A 20,183-nucleotide genomic window follows, 5' to 3' on the forward strand; every position below is an offset into this window, starting at 1 on the left:
CGTGCCGACGACGAAGATCACGATTGTCGGGTCCGGGATAGCCGGACTGGCCACCGCGGTCAGCCTCCACGCGGCGGGATTCGACCGCGTGACCGTCTACGAGGCCGATCCCTCCGTCCGCTCGCTCGGGCTCGGACTCAACATCCTGCCCAACGCCGTCCGCGAACTCGCCGAACTCGGGCTGCTGGACGAACTGCTGCACCAGGCGGTCCGCACCCGGGAACTCGCGATGTACAACCCGCACGGAGACCTGGTGTGGCGTGAGGACCGCGGGACGCACGCCGGATACACCTGGCCCCAGCTGTCGGTGTCCCGCTCTCGGCTCGTCGCGGTCCTGGCCGGGGAGGCCCGGCGGCGGCTGGGCGACGGCGCCGTCGTCACCGACGCCCGGCTCGTCGGCCTGGACCACGGGCCGGGCGGACCGCGCGCGGTCTTCACGGACCGGCGCGGAGACACCCGGACCGTCGAGACGGACGTGCTCCTCTGCGCGGACGGCATCCGGTCGGCCGCGCGCGCACAGCTCTACCCCGACGAAGGGCCTCCCCTGACGAACGGGACGACCCTGTACCGGGGGACCGCCTGGGCCGACGCGTTCCTGACGGGGGACTCGATGGCCGTTCTGGGGGACGACAGAAGACGGCTCGTCCTGTACCCGATCGAGAGGAATGCCGAGGAGCGCCGCGCACTGGTCAACTGGGTGGCCGCGTTCCCCGACGAGGACGGCTCCACGCACCGGCGGCCGATGGGCGCGGCGGACAGCCGGGAGGTCATCCTGCGCGAGTTCGGCCGGTGGTCGCCCCCGGGGACGGACCTGGCGAGCCTCCTCAAGGACACCGAGGACATCCAGCGCTACCCGATGACCGACCGGGACCCCATTCCCCGGTGGACGTTCGGGAACGTGACGCTCGTGGGGGACGCCGCCCACGCGATGTACCCCGCCGGATCGAACGGGGCCACCCAGGCCGTCATCGACGCGCGGGTGCTCGCCTGGCACCTCGCCGCACACCACCCGGACGTGGGCCGCGCCCTGCGGGCCTACGAGGCCGAACGCCGGCCGCAGATGACCGAACTCCAGGCGAGCGCCCGGTCCATGGGGCCCGAACGGGTCATCACGCTGGCCCACCAACGGGCCCCTGACGGCTTCGACGACGTACGGGACGTCTTCGGCGAGGAGGAACTCGCCCAGATATCCCACGACTTCGCCGTCACGGGCAGGTTCGACCAGGAATGGGTCAACACGCGGCCCTCTCTGAATGTCAGCCCCCACCGTCCGCCGGCCGCACGGCCCGACTCCCGGAGTGCGAAGTGACCCACCCGACCCGGCGGGACGCCGAGTCTGAGACCGCGGCCGCCTCCCAGACGGTGCGGGCCGTTGAAGCCGTGGAGGCCGTCAAGGAGACGAGCTTCATCACGGCCGTCATCAGGGCCATGGAGAACGACCGGCCCGACGCCTACCTGTCGGATCCCCACGCCGCCCTGTTGAGCACTCCCCGGTCCAGACGGATGGCGGACGAGGCGCTGGCCGCCGGCGGCACCACCGGATCGGTGATCGTGCGGGCCCGTTTCGGTGACGAGGAGCTCCGCCGGGGAATCGCCGAGGGAATCACCCAGGTGGTCTGCCTCGCGGCGGGCAGCGACACACGTGCCTGGCGCCTCGGACTCCCGCCCGCCACCCGCTTCTTCGAGATCGACCTGCCGGGCCAGCTGGAGGCCAAGGAGGCGCTGCTCGCGCCGGTCGAGGACCGGCTCGCCTGCCACCGCGTGTCCCTCGGCGCGGACCTCCGGAGCGACACGTGGCCGGAGCACCTGCGCGCCGCGGGCCACGACCGGGCCGCACGCACCGTCTGGATCGTCGAGGGCCTGCTCCCGTACGTGCGGATCGAGCAGTTCACCCGGCTGGTCGCGCACGTCAGGGAGAGCTCGGCGCCTGGCTCGACACTGCTGGTCGACGCACCGCACACGGAGTTCTACGCCGACCCGGCCAACGCGAGGTTCCTGGCCTTCATGGAGTCCCGCGGATCCGCGTTCCGGCTCGGTCTGGACGACCTCGGCGGCTTCCTCGGCCGGCACGGCTGGCAGGCGGACGCGTACACGCTGAGGCAGTTGTCCGCGGGCGCGTGCGCGGGGTTCCCGCCTCCGCCCGCCCGGCTCTGCCCGCCCCACGACCATCACTGGGTGGCCCGCGCGCGTCTCGCCTGAGGGACGCCCGACCGCGTGGGCCGGCCGCCGCGCGAGCGGTGGCCGGCCGTGGAGCCCGCGTGCCGGGCGAGTCGGTGCGCCCGGCCGTGGAACCGGGGCCGGGCGGGACCGGTACGCCCGGCCGGAGCCGGGCGCCGGGCGGGATCAGTACGTCGGGTCCGCCTTCATCAGACCCAGCGCGATCAGCCCGCGCGAGACCAGGCTGACCGCCATGGTCAGGACGGCCTGGGGCGGCTTGAACGCCGTCGGCACGTTCATGATGGTCTTCCGGGCCGTCCGGGGGTCACTGTGCGGTCCGGACAGCCGGTACACGTGCGGCATCTGCGAACCGCACCACAGCTTGTAGGCCAGCCGGGGGTTCAGGAAGACGGACGGACGCCACGGGGAGCACCCGATCACCCGCGAGAAGTCGATCATGAAGTGGTTGTAGTGCACCAGGGTCCGCAGGTCCGGGTTGCCGTGGAAGACCTCGTTCTCGTACGCCGCCTGGCGCTCGATGAGCCCCTGGAGCCGTACCCGGTCCGGCAGGCTCTTCTTGCCGCTGCACAGGAGGGCGAAGTACCGGCTCTGCATCTCGGAGCAGGCGGGCACTCCGCCGGCGGCCGGCCGCGCCCACCCGATGAAGACCACACCAATGCCGAGGTCCGGGTGGATCATGTGCTTGTACAGGGTGCGCACGTCGGTGATGTCCGCGTCCTTGAGGATGCTGAAGTCCTCGACGTAGCCCGTGTTCAGCATGACCGTGTCGATCTTCTCCCGCCGGCCGTCCTTGAACAGGACGTAGTCCTTGCCCAGGCGTTCGATCCCCGCGGCGTTGACCGTCAGCCTGCCGTCGACGACCCGGTGGATGAAGGCCTCGTTCTTGGTCAGGAAGTGGTTGAAGAAGTACTTGTTCTTCGAGTTCCACTCGGCCACCGCCCTGGCGGCGCCCGTCTTGCCCCGGGTCTTGATCCGCTTCATCCCGAAGCGCATGACGGTGGTGGCGGCCGCCAGCGGAATCGAGTGCAGCAGATGCGAGGTGTAGGCGTCGTTCGTGTGGGGGCCGCCTCCGGGGTACCGTTCGAGGACCGGCTGGTAGCGGCGCACCGACAGGGTGCAGGCCTCGGCCGTCTGCGCGATCTCGTTCACCACGTCCGCCGCGGTCTCACCGATCCCCACGCAGAGGACGCGCTTGCCACGGAAGCGCGCGGCGTTGCGGTAGTGGGCCGAGTGCACGATCTCGCCGGTGAAGTCCTCCTGTCCCGGGAGGTCGATGTAGTTCGGCACCCGGTGCGTGCCGGTGGAGATGACCACCGCGTCGAACTGATGGGCCGTCCGCGCCTTGGGGTCGTCGACCGGTGCTACTTCGACGGTGTATCCGCCGTCCTCGTTCTTCGTGATGCTCAGTACGTCGGTACGCGTGCGGACGGACGGCCCGAGACCGAACCTCTCGGCGAAGTCGAGCAGGTACTGCCGGTACTCGGCGGACGACCAGAAACGCCGCTCCTGCTTCTCCGGCGGCGGGAAGCTGGAGAACGTCATCATGTAGTTGGATATGGTCAGCATCGTCGAGTCGTAGGCACCCGCCTCGTCGGGCGCGACCTCCGCGCGGAAGACCCCGCCGATCTCGGATCCGTGCTCGAAGCAGGTCACCGTGTGGTCTTCGTCCAGCAGTTCTTTCACCGCGACCAGACCCGATGGGCCCGCGCCGATGACACAGACGTTCTTTCGCATCGTTACCTCTCGACTTCTGGAAGTGCCTTGTCGGGCCTGGAGGGTGCCGGCCGCACACGGACGCCGGGTTCGCCCGGCCGGTGGGGGGTGGTGCCGCGGAGGGGTGGGGGAGGACGGGACGACCGGGGCGGGGTGCCGGGGGTGGTGCGCTGTCCGCCGACCGCCTCAGCGGCCTTCGAAGTGCACCGGCAGGCTGTCGTAACCGGTCAGGAAGTTCGAGTAGATGGGGCGCGGCGTCCCCCGCAGCTCCATCCGCCCGACGTCGGACACCAGCGCGTGCAGCAGGGCCCTGAGTTCCGCCCGGCCGAGGTGCGCGCCCAGGCAGTAGTGCGGACCGTGACCGAACGAGAGGTGCTTGTTCGGGGAGCGGGACAGGGTGAACCGGCGGGGCTGGTCGAACACCGTCTCGTCGTTGTTCGCCGAGATGTTCCACAGGGTGACGATGTCGCCCGCGCGCACCGTGTGTCCGTGCAGCTCAAGATCCTGAACGGCGGTGCGGGCCAGGTGGATCCCCGGGGTCGACCAGCGGATGATCTCCTCCGCCGCCGATTCGAGGGAGACCTCGCCCGTCCGCAGGGCGTGCCACTGCCCGGGGTTCTCGATCAGGGCGAGCACGGCGCAGATCGCCGAGACCCGGGAGGTCTCGTCGCCGCCGATGATCAGGCTGTAGCAGTTGACGGCGATCTCCTCGACCGTGAGCGGGCGGTCGTCGAGCCGCGCGGTCGCGAGCATGCTGATGACGTCGTCGCCCGGCCGCTCCCGCCGTTCCTGGGCCAACTCCATGAAATACAGCACGATTTCGTTGCGGGCGCCGATCGCGTCGATTTCCGTGCTGTCCGCGTGGCCCGACGACAGCGCCATCTTGTTCCACCGCAACAGGTCCGCGCGGTCCCCGTGCGGAATGGAGAGCAGATCGCAGATCGTGTTCATCGGAATCTGCTCGGCGACCTCGGCGGCGAAGTCGAAGGTGTCCTTCCCGGTCATCGTCGATATCAGTTCGGCCGTGCGGTGCCGTACCTTTTCGACGACCTCGCCAAGGACCCGTGGCGTGAACGCGCTGAAGAGGAGAGTGCGCAACTGGCGGTGGCGCGGGCCGTCGGTGACCGCCAGCATGCTCCCGCCCGCGGAGTCGTCACCCCGCAGCACGACGTCCAGGACGTTTCCCCTGGTGGAACTCAGGGCCGCGTCATGGAAAAGGGACTGGATGTCCGCGTAGCGGGAGACCACCCAGAATCCGGGGTTCCGGGCGGTGGGCTCGTGCCAGTACACCGGACGCTCGGCGCGCACCGTGCGCCAGAACTCGTGGACGTCGTTCTCAATGAATGTGGCCGGATCGGTGAGATCCAGGGAACAAAGGCTGAGAGCGGACTGAGTCATTTCCTGATCGTGACAGGCCGGCCCTGCCCGGCGGCCGAACTCTTGCCAGTTCCTTTCCTCTGCCGTCCGGCGGTCCGCTCCTCTGCCGTCCGGCGGTCCGCGTCCACCGGGCGGGGCGTGAGGGTACGAGGGGGGCGCGCCCACGGCGGGGACCCGGTGGGCCCGGCGGGTCCCCGGCGGTCCCTGTCGGCCCCTGGTCGGCTCCGGCGGTGGGCGGGCAGGTGCGAGGGCGCGCTCGGCGGCGGCGGGGCCGGCCGATCCGACAGAGACCGTACGAAGTCTGTCAATATGAGAAACGCATGGGCACAAATGTGGAGTGAATCTGTCTGGATATGGTCACTGACTGGTAATGTCGATAGCGCTTCCATGGGGCCGGGGCGGGGATGGAAGACGGACGGGTCGTCGTTATCCGCGGCAAAGCCCATCGGCGGCCGGCCGGGAATGGTGGATCCGGTGGGCTGCGAGCTGGATTCCCCCGGTGCCGTGCGGCCGGTGCGGTGCCGCTATTCACCGCCGGCGAAGACCCGGAACGACCGCTGTGCATTACCGGAATGTTTCAGAGCATTTCAGCTCGATGAGGGGACGGTGCGCATGCCCAATCCATTCGAGGACGACAGCCGGGACTACCTGGCGCTGCGGAACGACGAGGAGCAGTACTCGCTCTGGCCGCACGATGTCGCCGTTCCGGACGGGTGGCGGGTCGTGTACGGCCCGGCGTCCCGCGAGAAGGTCGTCGACCACGTCGACCAGACCTGGACGGACATGCGTCCCAAGAGCCTCCGGGACGCCATGGCCGCGAACGAGGGTGCGCCGGCGTGAACGCCGGTGGATGAGGGACCGGCCGGGCGCTCGACCTGACGACGGGTCGGGCGCCCGTGGGCGAGGGCCGTGTGCGGCGGTGCCGCGCGGTCCCCTCGGCCGCGACGAGCCCGCCGCCGAACGCCCGGTGGCTCCACGCTGTGCCACGACGCGCCCGGAGACACGGCCCGGAGAAGCCGCCCGGATACACCGCACGGAGACGCCGCGCGGGGCCGGACGGCGACGGCCGACGGGACAGGAAGGACGGCGGGGCCGGGGAACGCGTGGACACGGTTCCCCCGCGCCGCCATGACAGGGGGAACCCGCCCGGGACATGCACTGAGCCGGTGTCATGTCGAAGGCCGGCTGAAGAACGGTGCGGTTGAGAATCCTACTTCTCGATTTCAACGGACAAGGTTCTTGGGGGATGGCTGTGAAAGCAGATGTGAAGAATCGGGTCAAATTCGTTCGATGGCCTGCGGAAAGAGATATGCGTGAGCAATGTAAGGTCCAGGGTGATCTCTGTCTCTTGGTGGTCGAGCACGGCGCGTCTCCGCCGGAGCAGCTGAGCCTGTACGAGGACTGGGTGCGTCCTCCGATCGTTCAGGAAGATCTCCAGGCCCGACTGCGTCAGCTCGCCCACCGTGCCGTCCTCAAGTCCAAGCCCCTGCTGGACCCGACGGGAATCCTCTACTTCAAGGACTCCTCCGTCACGCTCTCCCTGACGCAGTGCGAGATGCTGGCACCGCTGGTGGCCCGGTACGGCCAGGTGATTTACCGGACCGAGCTGCGCGAGATCCTCGAACGCTCCGGCTCCAGCTCGTCCAGCAACGCCCTGGACCTGCACGTCATGCGGTTACGCCGGCGTCTGCAACTCGTCCGCCTCGCGGTACGGAACGTCTGGGGGCGCGGCTTCGTCCTTGAGCCCATCTGATCCCACCCGGGCCCGTCCGATCCCGTCCGGTCCCTTCTGCGCCCGGCCCCATGCGCCGGTCCGGGCGGCCGTCCGTGTGAGGACCAGGTCCGGAGATCGGCGGTCCACCGCCCGGCACGGCACCACCGGCCCCGCACGGCGGTGGAGCCGTGCCGGCGGCGGCGTTCACGACGACGCGACGCTGAGACCGACGTGCGCCTGACCGCGCAGCTCGCGCAACTCCGCGAACGGCAGTGTGCAGCGGCTCAGCAGATAGTCGGCTCCCGTGCTGCCGCCGGTCCCGGCATGACTGCCCATCACCTTCGTGACCAGGCTGACGTGGCTCACCTGCCAGCGCCAGTAGCCGTTGCCGACGTCGAGCAGCGCCTCGATGATCCGGTAGTACACGTGCGCGTCGACGCCCCGCCGGGCCAGGTCGGACACGCTGTGGCCCGACCTGGCCACCCACGCGCTGAACGACTCGTACAGAGGGCCCTCGTGCTCGGCGTTGCCGATGAGGTGGGCCAGCCGGTGGAACTGCCCCGACTGCGCGCCGCTCGCCGTCCCGAGCAACTCGCGGAACAGGGCGAAGTCGCGCAGGGACAGCTTGTCGAGTGCGGTCAACTGCGTGTGCAGAACGCCGACGAGCGCGGCGGCGCGTTGCAGGAGATCGACGACCCATTCCGCGTTGGACGTGTCGTCGGTCGTCGTGAAGACGTCGACGACGGCTTCCAGGTCGGCGATGATCTGACGGAGCCAGAGTTCACTCGACTGATGGGCGATGATGAAGAACTGCTCCGACAGCACGGTGGACTTCAGGGCGTCGGAGCCGGCGGCGCGGGGCTTCTGGAGGGACAGCAAAGTATCCAGCTCAAGGTAGTTCTGGTACTTCAGTTCATGGGCCACTTTGATTCCCTCTCTCCGTGACGAACTCGTACGTACGGCACGCCCCTCGCGCCCCTGTGGGCAGGACGGAAAGCGCTGCGTGGAACCCCCCGCGCGGGAGACGATGGCCATACCGGCGACGTCGCCCCCGATCGCTCGTGGCCTGGGGCATCCGTACGACGGCCGCGCTGAACCGGGCACCGCCACATCATGGAGCGCCCGGCGGACCCGTGAGCACCCGGAGAAAGAGTTCTTTCACGGCCCGTCCGGCCGGCCGGGCTCCATGCGATCGTCGGTGACTGTTACCCGGCGCGACGGCATTCCCGGCGCCCGTGCCGGCGAACGGTGACACCGGTGTACGGAACTCGGGAGGAATTCGGCGGCAGCCGTTCCCGCGCACCGTAACGCGTCCTATTCGTGCCGGAACTCTGTGTCGGAGGCGGAGCGGAGTTGAACACTGTTTCGGAGCTATTCGAGTCCGTGGTTACCGAGTCCGGTGACGCTCCGGCGGTCGTCTTCGGCGAGAGCGTCCTCGACTACGCGGAGTTGAACGCCCGTGCCAACCGGCTCGCCCGGCGGCTGATCGCGGCGGGTGTGGGGCCGGACGCGCTGGTCGCGGTCGCGGTGGAGCGCTCGGCCCGGCTGGTCGTCGCGGTGCTCGCCGTGCTCAAGGCGGGCGGCGCCTACCTCCCGCTGGACCCGGACTACCCCGCCGAACGCCTGACGCACATGGTCGTGGACGCGCGGCCGGTCCTGCTGCTGCGGACGGACGGCGTCACCTCACTCCACCTGGACGTGCCGGAGCTGGTGCTCGACGACCCGTCCTTCGAGGCCCTGTGCGAGCGGGAGCGCGGCGACGACATCGCGCCGGGCGAGCGCACGGCACCGCTGGTCCCCGCCCATCTGATGTACGTCATCTACACCTCCGGTTCGACCGGGGTCCCCAAGGGGGTCGCGGTCAGCCACACCGGCGTGACCGACCTGGTCTCCACCCAGGTGCGGCTGTACGGGGTGGGCCGGGGCGACCGGATCCTGCAATGGGCGTCCTTCAGCTTCGACGCCTGGTTCTGGGACTTCACCCTGGCGCTGCTGAACGGCGCGACGCTCGTGATGGCCGAGCAGCACGCCCTGATGCCGGGGGAGACCCTGCGCGAGACCATGCTCACGTACTCCATCGACCACGCGGTCCTGCCGCCGGTGGCCCTCGGCATCACCGACAGCGAAGGGCTGCTGGTCGGCGGCACCATCACCTCCACCGGTGACGTCTGCACCCGGGCCCTGGCCGAGGAGTGGTCCAAGGGCCGGCGGCTCTACAACGCCTACGGCCCGACGGAGGTGACCGTCGGCGCGTCGATCGGCGGCCCCGTCAAGGGCGTGCAGGACGAGGTGACCGTCGGGACGCCGTGGGACGGCGGTGTGGTCCACGTCCTGGACGAGCGGCTGCGGGAGTGCCCCGACGGCCAGGAGGGGGAGCTGTTCCTGGCGGGGAGCGGTGTGGTCCGCGGCTATCTGAACCGCCCGGGTCTGACCGCGTCCCGCTTCGTCGCCGACCCGTACGGCCCGCCCGGAAGCAGGATGTACCGGTCGGGCGACCGGGGCAGGCACGAGGCGGACGGCGAGCTGTACTTCACCGGCAGGATCGACAACCAGGTGAAGATGCGGGGCTTCCGCGTCGAACTCGGCGAGATCGAGACGCGCCTGGAGAGTCACCCGGCGGTGGAGATCGTCGTCGCGGTGGTCGGCGGCCAGGACGCGGCCACCGAGCACATCGTCGTCTACGTCAGGACGTCGGCCCGCCACGAGGTCACCGAGGGGCAGTTGCGGGCCTGGGCGCGCGACGCGCTTCCCGAGCACATGGTGCCCACGCACGTCGTCGTGCTCGACCGGTTCCCGACGCTGCCGAACGGAAAGATCGACCGCAAGGAGCTGGCCGAGCGGGCCGTGCGCGCCCCGGCCGGCCACCACGGCACACCGCCGCACCCGGTTCCGGCGGCGGATGAGGGCGGGGCGGGCGAGGCCGCGTCGTACGAAGAGGCCCTGTGCCGCATGGTGGGGGAGATCCTGCAGGTCCCCGAAGTGACCCCGAAGGACAACTTCTTCGACCTGGGCGGCCACTCGATGCTCGCCGCGAAGCTGGCCGGCCGGATGCGCAAGGAGCTCGGTGTGACGGTGCCGATGCGCTCGATGTTCGAGGCCCAGAGCCTGGCCGAACTGGCTCAGGTCATGGAGCGGGCCAAGCGGGGCTGACCGTGCCGTCCCTCCGCTGACCGCTGGTGCGGTGCGCCGTCCCCGGGGCCGGCGGGCGGCACCGTCGTTCGTCCCCTCACTCCCGGTGACCGCCCCGGACCGCCGGGGACGGCGTCCGGCCGCGGAGTCGAAATCGTGCAAGGGAGTTAGGAAATGTCATCGGAGCCTGTTGACCACGGCGCGGGGTCTCCCGCCGCCACCGACGCCACGGACGCCACCGATGCCGGGACGAGCCGCGAGGACCTGCGCCGCGTGGTGTCCGACCTGCTGGGCATCGAGCTGACCCCGACGGACGACGACAGCAACCTCTTCGAACTCGGCCTCCAGTCCCTGGAGATGATGCGGCTGGCGAACCGGCTCAGCCGTGCCGGAGGAGAGATCACCTTCTCGCGGCTGTCCGACGACCCGCGGCTGTCGGCGTGGTTCGAACTGCTCGTCCCCGTCGCGGAGGCCGAGCCGGCACCGCGGCCCCCGGCTCCGGTGGTGGAGCACACCGACGCCACGGACCGCCCCTTCGCCCTCACGGCGGTGCAGCAGGCCTATCTGATCGGCCGCGACGACGACCAGCCGCTCGGCGGCGTCAGTTGCCACGCCTACCTGGAGTTCGACGCGGAAGGGGTCGAACCGCACCGGCTGGAGCAGGCGGTCCGCGCCCTGATCAGGCGGCACCCCATGCTGCGCGTGTCGTTCGCCGACGACGCCACCCAGCGGGTCGCGGCCGAGTCCGCGTGGCCGGGGGTGGGCGTCGAGGACCTCAGGCACCTCCCCGAGGCCGAGGCGACGGCGGCGGCCCTGGCCCTCCGCGACCGGCTGTCGCACCGGCGCCTGGACGTGCGCGGCGGAGAGGTCGTCGACGTCCGGATGACCCGGCTCCCCGGCGGGGTGGACCGGCTCCACCTCAACGTCGATCTGCTCGCCGCCGACCTCGCCAGCATCCGGGTCCTGCTCGCCGACCTCGCCGTCCTGTACGACCACCCCGAGGGGCTCGACGAGATCACCTACACCTTCGGCCGGTACGTCGCGGAGCAGGACGCGATCCGCGGCGCCGAACGCGAACGGGCGCGCGCCTACTGGCAGGAGAGGCTTCCGTCGCTGCCGGGCGGACCGAAGCTCCCGCTGGCCATGGACCCCGAAGCGGTCGGCGTACCGACGTTCGTCCGCCGCTCGTGCGCGCTCACGGCGCGGGAGTGGCGTGTCATCGAACGGCGGGCGGCCGAGGCGGGTCTGACGCCCTCGGTGGTGCTCGCCACGGCGTACGCCATGGTGCTGGGCCGGTGGAGCGGGGACGAGCGCTTCCTGCTCAACCTGCCGCTGTTCGACCGCGATCTCGACGCCCACCCCCAGATCGGCCAGGTCGTGGCCGACTTCACCGGGCTGGTGCTGGTGGAGGTCGATCTCTCCGGCGACAGCTTCGTCGACCGCGCCCGCGCGATGCGCAAGCAGATGCACGAGGACATCGGCAACGCCGCCTATTCCGGGGTGGACGTGCTGCGCGACTTCGTCCGCGCCGACCAGGACACACCCCGTACCGCGCCGGTCGTGTTCGCCTGCGACCTGTCGGCCCCGCTCGTCCCGGACGCCTTCGCGGACCGCTTCGGCGAGCCCGCGTGGATGATCTCCCAGACCCCGCAGATCTGGCTCGACCACCAGGTCTACCGCACCCGCGACGACGGGGTGCTGCTGGTGTGGGACGCCGTGGACGCCCTCTTCCCGGACGGCGTGCTCGACGCGATGATGGCCGCCTACGAGCAGGTGGTCCGCGGTCTGCTGACCGACGCGTGGGAGGCCGCCGCACCCCGGATCGCGCTGCCCGCCGCGCAGGAGCGGCAGCGGGCCGCGGTCAACGCGGCGGTGCGCCCGATGACCGGGAACCTGCTGCACACGGCGTTCTTCGAGCGGGCCGGCGAACGCGCCGGGCGGCCGGCCCTGTTGTGGGGCGAGCGGGAGGCGATGGCGCACGACGCGCTGGCGCGGGACGCCCTGGCCGTCGCCGGAGCGCTGGCGCGGCGCGGTGTCGGCCGCGGCTCGTACGTCGCGGTGACCGCCCCCAAGGGGGCCGGGCAGATCGCGGCCGTGCTCGGGGTTCTCGCCGCGGGCGCCGCCTATGTGCCCATCGGCGTGGACCAGCCGGCCGAGCGGCGCACCCGCATCCTCGAACTCAGCGGCGCACGGCTGGTCCTGGACGGCAGCGGACTCCTGGAGCCCTCCGAGGCCGGTGTCGAGGTCCTCGCGATCGACGCGGCGACGCGCGAACACCCGCTGAGCGCCCCGGTGCCCGCCGGTCCCGACGACACGGCGTACGTGATCTTCACCTCGGGCTCGACCGGACTGCCCAAGGGCGTCGAGATCAGCCACCGGGCCGCGGTCAACACCGTCGAGGACGTCAACGAGCGCTTCGGCATCGGGCCCGACGACCGGGTGCTGGCGGTGTCCGCGCTGGACTTCGACCTCTCGGTGTGGGACGTCTTCGGATTCCTCGGGGCGGGAGGCGCCGCCGTCCTGGTGCCGGAGTCCGGCCGGCGCGACGCCGCCGAGTGGCTGAGACTGTGCCGCCTCCACGCGGTGACTGTGTGGAACACCGTCCCGGCCCTGCTCGACATGGTGCTGACCGCCGCCGACGAGTCCCCTCTCCCCCCGGCGATGCGCCTGGCCCTGCTGTCCGGCGACTGGATCGGGCTCGACCTGCCCGAGCGGCTGGCCCGCGCGTCCGGCGGCCGATGTCGGATGATCGCCCTCGGCGGCGCCACCGAGGCCGCGATCTGGTCGAACGCGTACGAGGTGACGGAGGTCCCGGACGGCTGGCGGTCCATCCCCTACGGAAAGCCCCTGCGGAACCAGAAGTTCCGAGTGGTGGACGGCAGCGGGCGGGACTGCCCCGACTGGGTACCCGGTGAACTCTGGATCGGCGGCGCCGGGGTCGCCCTCGGCTACCGCGGCGACCCCGGACTGACCGCCGCGCGCTTCCCCACGCACGACGGCGGGCGCTGGTACCGCACCGGCGACCTCGGCCGCTACCACCCCGACGGCACCCTGGAGTTCCTCGGGCGCCTCGACCACCAGGTGAAGATCAACGGCTTCCGGGTGGAGCTCGGGGAGATCGAGACCTGCCTCCAGGCGCACCCCGCGGTGGCACAGGCCGTCGCCGTCGTGTTCACCGAAGGCCGCCGCGAACTGGTCGCCGCCGTGGTCGAACGCACGGCGGCACCGGACCGGCCCCAGGAGCGTACGGACCACGCCGCCGAGCGGGGGGAGCGGTACGGCGCGTTCCTGCCGCCGGCCCCCGACGCCGCGGCCGGGACCGATCCGCACGCACGCGAACACCATCTGGTGGAGGTGCTGCTGGCCGGCGTCGTCGCGCCGCTGACCGGGCCGGACGGTGCCACCGCGCCGGTCTGCGCCGAACAGCGCCCGGTGGCGGACATCTGGCTGGAGTACCTCGCGCGGCGCTCGGTGCTGGTACGGGAAGGCGACGCCGCCTACCGGCACGGGCCCCGCTGGGCCGAGGTCACCGCTCCGGGCCGGGACAAGGAGGTGCGTGAGGCCGCCCGGGGGACGTGCTTCGAGACCGTCGCGACCGCACTGGAGTGGGCCGGGCCGCTCTTCACGGCGATCCTGTCCGGCGAGGCCGACGCCACCGCGCTGCTGGACGACCCCGTACTGGCGCCGGAGGCCCTCAACGACCTGATGCCGGGCACGGCCGCGTGTCTGGGAGCCGTGGCCGAGGACCTGCGGGCGCGCTCCGCCGACACCCCGCCCCCGGCCGTCGCCGAGTGGGACGTGACCGGTGGCCAGGGCACCGTACGGCTGCTCGGCGCGCTCGCCCCGGACACCGTCGGGTACACCCTCCTCGGCTCCTCCGCCCCGGCGCTCGCCAAGGCCGGGGCACTGCTGCGCGAGCACGGACACAGCCCGCGGACGGCGGTGCAGGGCCCCGCCGCGATCGCCGCGCGCCACGTGCACGCCTTCGACGCCGTGGTGGCCGACAACGCCCTGCACCGGATGGAGGACCCCGGGACGGCCGTGGCCACCATGGCCCTGCTGCTCGCGCCGGGAGGACGCCTCTACCTGAGCGAGCGCACCCGTCCGACCCCCCTCGCTCTGGTGACGGCGCTGCCGCTGGAGGCGCGCGCGGGGCGGTTCGACGACGGCCGTACCGGATCCGCCTGGCTGTACGGCGCCGAGCGGTGGGCGGCGGCCTGCACCGAGGCCGGGCTGTGCGACGTCCGGGTCCTGCGCACCGAGGCCACCGGTGAGATCCTGCTGGTCGCGGACCGGCCCGCGACCGCCCAGGGGATCGACGGGGACGAGCTGCGCCGGTGGACGGCGGAGCGGCTGCCCGACCACATGGTCCCCGCCCATCTGACCGTGCTGCCCGCACTGCCGCTCAGCGGCAACGGGAAGGTCGACCGGCGGCGGATACGGACCGTTCTCGAACAGTCCGCGGACCGGCCGCGCGACGCGGGCGAACCGCCGCGCGGCGCCACCGAGGGGTTCGTCGCCGAACGGTGGACGAAGCTGCTCGGCCTGGACTCGGTGGGCCGGGACGAGAACTTCTTCCGGCTCGGCGGCGACAGCATGCTCGCGACACGCTTCATCGCCGAGGTGCGCGGGGCCTGGGGCGTCGAACTGCCCATGCGGGAGGTCATGCGCGCCCCGACCGTCGCCGGGCTGAGCGAACTGATCGACCAGCTCGGCCCCGCCGCCGACGGGCGGCCCGCCGACGACTGGGGCAACGGCGACGATTGCGAAGAGGGTGCGGTGTGAACGCCAACGACCTGCTCGAAGAGTTCCGGAGCGCCGGTGTCCGCCTGTGGCGCGAGGGGGAGCAACTGCGCTTCCGCGCCCCCCGTGGTGTGATGACCGAGGAGCGCCTGGCGGAACTGCGCCGTGGCAAGGCGGAGTTGCTGGCGGCCCTAGCCGGGGGTCCGGAGGCGGAGGGGCCGGGCGCCGACCCGGTGTGGCAGGCCCGGCCCGGGGAGCGCGAGGAGCCCTTCCCGCTGACCGACATCCAGTCCGCCTACCTGTTCGGCCGCAACCCGGCCTTCGACTACGGCGGCGTCTCCTGCCACGTCTACCTGGAGTTCGAGTATCCGGCGGACCTCGACCCCGCCCGGCTGCGACGGGCGTGGGACGGCCTGGTGGAGCGCCACGAGACGCTGCGGACCGTCATCTCCTCCGACGGCACCCAGCGCGTCCTGCCCGCGCCGGCGGCCAGCCGTATCGAGGTCGCCGATCTGCGTACGGCGCCGGGCGACACGGTCGAGAAGGCGATCGAGGGCGTGCGGGACGAGCTGTCCCACGCGGTGCACCCGGCGGACGAGCGCCCCATGCACGAGCTGCGCCTGACCCTGGCCGGCACGCGCAGTGTGCTGCACGTGTCGGTGGACTTCATGGCGCTGGACTGGCTCAGCATGCAGCAGGTGCTCACCGAGCTGGACCTCCGCTACGCGCGGCCGGACTGCGAACTCCCCCCGGTGGAAGCCACCTTCCGCGACTACGTGCTCGCCGAGCGCCGGCTGCGGGAGGGCGGCCGGTACGCGCGCGACCGCGCGTACTGGTGGGACCGCCTCGACGAACTGCCCGGCGCCCCGGCGCTGCCGCTGCGCGAGGACCACGACCCCGCGACCGCGCCGCCGCGCTTCCACCGGCTGACGGCCACGCTGGACGACCGAGTGTGGCGGTCGCTGAAGGCGCGCGCCGCCGAACACGGCGTCACACCGGCCAACGCGGTGCTGGCGGCGTACGCGGAGACGATCGGCCGCTGGAGCGGCACCGAGCGCTTCTGCCTCGGGCTGCCCGTGCTCAACCGGATGCCGCTGCACCCGCACGTGGACCGGCTGCTCGGCGACTTCACCTCGCTGAGCCTGCTCGCGGTCGAACCCGGGGGCAGGGCGTCCTTCGCCGAACGGGCCCGCGCGCTGGGCGAGCGTGTCTTCGACGACCTCGACCACCGGCTGTACAGCGGGGTGGAGGTACTGCGCGAACTCACCCGGCGCCGCGGGCGCGAGGCGGCGGCCGTGCTCCCGGTGGTGTTCACCGGCAGCGTCGGCGTGGTGGGCGGCACGGTGTCGGCGGCGGGCCGCAAGGCCCGTCCGGTGTACGGCATCAGCCAGACCCCGCAGGTGTGGATCGACTGTCAGGTCGGCGACCAGTACGGCGGCCTGGACATCAACTGGGACGTACGGGACGGCGTCTTCGCCGACGGCGTGGTGGACGACATGTTCCACGCCTTCGAGGGGCTGCTGCACCGGCTGGCCGAGGACGACGGGCCGTGGGCGGCGGTGGAGCCGCAGCCCCTCCCGGACCACCAGCGGGCCCGGCGGACCGAGGCCAACGCCACGGCGGCACCCTCGCCGGACGGCCTGCTGCACGACCCGCTCGTGGCCTACGCCCGCGCCTTCCCCGACCGGACCGCGGTGATCGACCCGGCGGGATCACTCACCTACGGGCAGTGGCTCGGGCGCGCGGCCGGGGTCGCCGAACGGCTGCGAGCCGCCGGGCTGCGCCCCGGTGACTTCGTCGGCGTGCTCGTCGACAAGAGCCGGGAGCAGGCGGTCGGGGTGCTCGGGGTGCTCCTCGCGGGCGGGGTGTACGTCCCGGTCGACCTCGGCCAGCCCGCGGTCCGGCGGGACCGGATCCTCACCGGCAGCGGCACCCGGTTCGCTGTCGTCGCCGGTGACGCGACCGCCGCGCCGCCCGGCGTCCGGGTGGTGGACGTGGCCGGGGTGGAGCCGGTCACGGAGGACGGGACGACCGCCGTCCCGCCGGTGGCACCCGTGGAACTCGCCTACGTCATGCACACCTCGGGTTCGACCGGTGTGCCCAAGGGCGTGATGATCACCCACCGGGCCGCCGCCAACACGGTGCACGACATCAATCTGCGCTTCGGCGTCAACGGGGCCGACCGGGTGCTGGGGCTCGCGGCGCTCAGCTTCGACCTGTCCGTCTACGACCTGTTCGGTCCGCCGGCCGTGGGCGCCGCCCTGGTGCTCCCGGACCCGGCCCGCCGCGGCGACCCCTCGCACTGGGCCGCGACGGTGGCCGCACACGGGGTGACGCTGTGGAACTCGGTCCCCGCGCAGCTCCACATGCTGATGCACTACCTGGACGTCGAGCCCACCGCACTCCCGTCCCTGCGGCTGGCGTTGCTCTCCGGCGACTGGATCCCGCTGTCGCTGCCGGCGCACGCCGCACGCCACGTCCCCGGCACCGAGCTGGTCGGTCTGGGGGGAGCGACGGAGGCGGCGATCTGGTCGATCCACCACCGGATCGGGACCGTCGAGCCGCACTGGCGCAGCATCCCGTACGGGACACCCCTGGCGAACCAGCGCTTCCACGTGCTCGACGCCGCCCTGCGCGACCGGCCCGACCTGGTCGTCGGCGAGCTGTACATCGCGGGCACCGGCCTGGCCACCGGCTATCTCGGCGACCCCGGGCGGACGGCGGAGCGCTTCTTCCGGCACCCGGAGACGGACGAGCCGCTGTACCGCACCGGCGACCTCGGCCGCTATCTGCCCAACGGCGAGATCGAGTTCTCCGGCCGCGCGGACCAGCAGATCAAGATTCGCGGACACCGGATCGAACTCGGCGAGATCGAGGCGGTGCTCGGTGAACACCCGGGCGTGGACACCTGTGTGGTGCTGGCTGCGGGCGACGACGCGTTCGAGCGGAGCCTGATCGCCTTCGTCATACCGCACCGGGGCTCCGCGCCGGCCGACGCCACGGAGCTGACCGGATGGGTGGCCGGGCGGCTGCCCGCGCACATGGTCCCGGCACGGACGCGGATCGTGGACACCCTGCCGCTCACCGCCAACGGGAAGGTGGACCGCAAGCGGCTGCTCGGGTCGGCGCCGGTGTCCGGCGCGCCGCGGGCCGTACGTTCCGAGCCGCCGCGGCCGGGTACCGAGCAGCGGATCGCCGCGCTGTGGGCGGAGGTCCTGGGAGGCGAACAGCCCAGCCGTGACCAGGAGTTCTTCGACGCCGGTGGCAACTCCCTGCTGGCGGCCCAGTTCGTCGGTCAGGTGCGCGAACGGGTCCCCGAGGCCGCCCGGGTCACCTTCGACGTGCTGCTGCGCGCCCTGCTCGACCGGCCCACGGTGGCCGGTCTCGCCGAGTGGCTGGGCTCCGCCGCCGCCGTACCGGCCCAGGCGCCGGAGGTGACGGAGACCCGGCGCTCGCCGCTGGTCCCGCTCGCCGGACCGGGAGGCGGTCCGGGAGACGGACGGGTGCGGCTGCTCGTGCACGACGGGACGGGAACCCTGACGGCCTACCAGGAGCTGATCGCCCTGCTCGGGGCGGACGACCTGCCACTGGCGGGCCTCGCCCTGCCGGACGGCGGGCAACACCCCGACGTCGCCGCGGCGGACCTCGTCGAGGAACTGGCCGCCCGGTACGCCCGCGAGGTGCGGGACGCCGGACACGACGACGTCGAGATCGTCGGCTACTGCCTGGGCGGCCCCATCGCGCTGGAGACCGCGCGGGCCCTGGCCGAGGCGGGGGTGACGGTCCGGCGGCTGACCCTCGTCTCCGGCCACCGCGTCCCGTACGCCCCGCACGACGAGCTGGTCCTGGACCACGCCTTCGCCCACGCGGCGGGCGACGACGGGCGGACCGCGGCGTCGCACACCGCGTTCGCCCGTACGGTGGAGGCGGTCGCGGTGTACGAACCGCAGCCGTACGCGGGGGACATCACCCTCCTGCGCCCGGCCGGTCCCGCGCGGCTCGTGCCCGGACCGGCGGAGGACCCGGCCCTCTTCTGGGGCGACGCGTGCCTGGGGGACCTGACCGTGACCGACATCCCTGGCGACCACGTCAGCTGTCTCCGGTCCCCGCACGCGGCCCGGACGGCCCAGGCGATCACCGCCCCCAGGGAGGTCCGCGGATGACCCGCGCGACGCCGGGCCCGACGCGCGTCGTGGTGTGCGGCACGCGGTTCGGGCAGGTCTACCTCTCGGCCCTGGCCCGTGCCGAGCCCGGACGCTTCGAGCTCGCCGGCATCCTGGCCCAGGGCAGCGCCCGCTCGGTGGAGCTCGCCGAGCGGTACGGCGTCCCCCTCTACGACAAGGTCGAGCAGCTCCCCGACGACGTCGATGCGGCCTGTGTCGTGGTGTCCACCGCCGTCGGCGGCGGACGGGGCGCCGAGGTGGCGCGCGCCCTGCTCGAACGCGGCGTCCATGTGATGCAGGAGCACCCGGTGCACCCGGACGAACTGGCGGACTGCCTGCGGGTGGCGCGCCGGACCGGGACCCAGTACATGGTGAACACCTTCTATCCGCACCTGGAGCCCGTCCGGCGGTTCACCTCGGCGGCCCGCCGGCTCGTGCGGCTGCGCACGCCGGTGTTCGTCGACGCGATGTGCGCGGTGCAGGTCTCCTTCGACCTGCTGGACATCCTGGCCGGGATCTTCGACGGGCTGCGGCCCTGGTCGCTGTCCCCGGTCACCGGCGGCGCGGGCCGCCCGCTGGTCGCGGTGGAGGGGCAGGTCGGGGGCGTCCCGCTGACGCTGCGGGTGGAGAACCGTATGCAGGCCGGGGACGACAGCACCAGTCTGCTGCTGCACCGGATCACCGTCGGCACCGACGCGGGCAACCTGATGCTGGCCAACACCCACGGCCCGGTGATCTGGAGCCCGGTGCTGCGCATGCCTTCGGCCGCCACGGGGCAGTTCCTCCCCGGCGAGGCGGACACGGAGGAGCTGTGGCCGCACGGTCTCGGTACCACCGGCGCCTATGTGGGCGCGGCCGGGACGCCGACCTGGGCGGCCGCGATGCGTGAGGTGTGGGCGGACGGTGTGCTGGCCGCCCTGGAGGAGCTGCGGGAGCGCGCCGGCACGGGCGCGGACCCGCTGCGCGGCAGCCAGCGCCCGCTGGCCGTCGCCCGTGCGTGGAAGGAGCTGACCGAGGCGCTGGGCTATCCCGAGGTGGCCGAACCGGAGGCGGGGGACCCGCTGACGGTGGACGATCTGACGGGGGGACCGGGCCCGGGACGAATGGAGGAGGGCGCTTGACAACGGCGCCCGTTGGTGGTGGCTCATCAGGCCCGTCCGGGGTAC

11 protein-coding genes are annotated in these 20,183 nt (G+C 72.3%); 8 read left to right on the forward strand and 3 right to left on the reverse strand.

Annotated elements, in window-relative coordinates:
• Position 1 precedes the first annotated feature (1 nt).
• On the forward strand, positions 2–1,309 hold the full coding sequence (locus B9S64_RS25600) for an FAD-dependent monooxygenase (RefSeq protein WP_103493810.1): 1,308 nt from the start codon (positions 2–4) through the stop codon (positions 1,307–1,309).
• Positions 1,306–2,199, forward strand: a complete 894-nt coding sequence (locus B9S64_RS25605; protein WP_181012467.1) for an SAM-dependent methyltransferase — start codon at positions 1,306–1,308, stop codon at positions 2,197–2,199. Before B9S64_RS25600 ends, B9S64_RS25605 begins: the two co-directional genes overlap by 4 nt.
• A 144-nt stretch (positions 2,200–2,343) precedes the next feature.
• Here B9S64_RS25605 and B9S64_RS25610 read toward each other — a convergent pair whose 3' ends face one another.
• Together B9S64_RS25610 and B9S64_RS25615 are read right to left on the reverse strand one after the other, a co-directional pair.
• Complete coding sequence (locus tag B9S64_RS25610; protein WP_103493808.1) at positions 2,344–3,912, reverse strand: NAD(P)/FAD-dependent oxidoreductase; 1,569 nt, start codon at positions 3,910–3,912, stop codon at positions 2,344–2,346.
• A 165-nt stretch (positions 3,913–4,077) separates the two neighbouring features.
• On the reverse strand, positions 4,078–5,289 hold the full coding sequence (locus B9S64_RS25615) for a cytochrome P450 (RefSeq protein WP_103493807.1): 1,212 nt from the start codon (positions 5,287–5,289) through the stop codon (positions 4,078–4,080).
• Positions 5,290–5,880: 591 nt separating this feature from the next.
• Between B9S64_RS25615 and B9S64_RS25620 the strand changes: the two genes are divergently transcribed.
• Together B9S64_RS25620 and B9S64_RS25625 are read left to right on the forward strand one after the other, a co-directional pair.
• Positions 5,881–6,108 (forward strand): MbtH family NRPS accessory protein, encoded by a 228-nt coding sequence (locus B9S64_RS25620; protein ID WP_103493806.1) that lies wholly within the window; start codon positions 5,881–5,883, stop codon positions 6,106–6,108.
• A 469-nt stretch (positions 6,109–6,577) separates the two neighbouring features.
• Positions 6,578–7,021, forward strand: a complete 444-nt coding sequence (locus B9S64_RS25625) for a winged helix-turn-helix domain-containing protein (protein WP_028441069.1) — start codon at positions 6,578–6,580, stop codon at positions 7,019–7,021.
• Positions 7,022–7,186: 165 nt separating this feature from the next.
• On the opposite strand, the gene B9S64_RS25630 is transcribed toward B9S64_RS25625, so the two are convergent.
• On the reverse strand, positions 7,187–7,906 hold the full coding sequence (locus B9S64_RS25630; protein ID WP_164343045.1) for a tryptophan 2,3-dioxygenase family protein: 720 nt from the start codon (positions 7,904–7,906) through the stop codon (positions 7,187–7,189).
• 459 nt (positions 7,907–8,365) lie between these two features.
• On the opposite strand from B9S64_RS25630, the gene B9S64_RS25635 reads away from it, so the two are divergent.
• The 4 genes from B9S64_RS25635 (at position 8,366) to B9S64_RS25650 (ending at position 20,138) form a co-directional block, all read left to right on the forward strand.
• Complete coding sequence (locus B9S64_RS25635; RefSeq protein WP_258038078.1) at positions 8,366–10,132, forward strand: non-ribosomal peptide synthetase; 1,767 nt, start codon at positions 8,366–8,368, stop codon at positions 10,130–10,132.
• 153 nt (positions 10,133–10,285) lie between these two features.
• The gene (locus B9S64_RS25640) at positions 10,286–14,896 is read left to right on the forward strand and encodes a non-ribosomal peptide synthetase (RefSeq protein ID WP_103493803.1); all 4,611 of its coding nucleotides are present in this window, start codon (positions 10,286–10,288) and stop codon (positions 14,894–14,896) included.
• The gene (locus B9S64_RS25645; protein WP_103493802.1) at positions 14,893–19,017 is read left to right on the forward strand and encodes a non-ribosomal peptide synthetase; all 4,125 of its coding nucleotides are present in this window, start codon (positions 14,893–14,895) and stop codon (positions 19,015–19,017) included. Before B9S64_RS25640 ends, B9S64_RS25645 begins: the two co-directional genes overlap by 4 nt.
• On the forward strand, positions 19,014–20,138 hold the full coding sequence (locus B9S64_RS25650) for a Gfo/Idh/MocA family oxidoreductase (RefSeq protein WP_103493801.1): 1,125 nt from the start codon (positions 19,014–19,016) through the stop codon (positions 20,136–20,138). The genes B9S64_RS25645 and B9S64_RS25650 overlap by 4 nt, the downstream gene beginning before the upstream one ends.
• The last annotated feature ends 45 nt before the right edge of the window (positions 20,139–20,183 follow it).

The organism is Streptomyces sp. SM18 (assembly GCF_002910775.2).
Taxonomy (GTDB): domain Bacteria; phylum Actinomycetota; class Actinomycetes; order Streptomycetales; family Streptomycetaceae; genus Streptomyces; species Streptomyces halstedii.

Excerpts from the sequence above, each read along its gene's own strand:
- B9S64_RS25650 (WP_103493801.1), top strand. The coding sequence starts at position 19,014 with ATGACCCGCGCGACGCCGGGCCCGACGCGCGTCGTGGTGTGCGGCACG.
- B9S64_RS25640 (WP_103493803.1), top strand. The coding sequence starts at position 10,286 with ATGTCATCGGAGCCTGTTGACCACGGCGCGGGGTCTCCCGCCGCCACC.
- B9S64_RS25615 (WP_103493807.1), bottom strand. The coding sequence starts at position 5,289 with ATGACTCAGTCCGCTCTCAGCCTTTGTTCCCTGGATCTCACCGATCCG.
- B9S64_RS25620 (WP_103493806.1), top strand. The coding sequence starts at position 5,881 with ATGCCCAATCCATTCGAGGACGACAGCCGGGACTACCTGGCGCTGCGG.
- B9S64_RS25625 (WP_028441069.1), top strand. The coding sequence starts at position 6,578 with ATGCGTGAGCAATGTAAGGTCCAGGGTGATCTCTGTCTCTTGGTGGTC.
- B9S64_RS25610 (WP_103493808.1), bottom strand. The coding sequence starts at position 3,912 with ATGCGAAAGAACGTCTGTGTCATCGGCGCGGGCCCATCGGGTCTGGTC.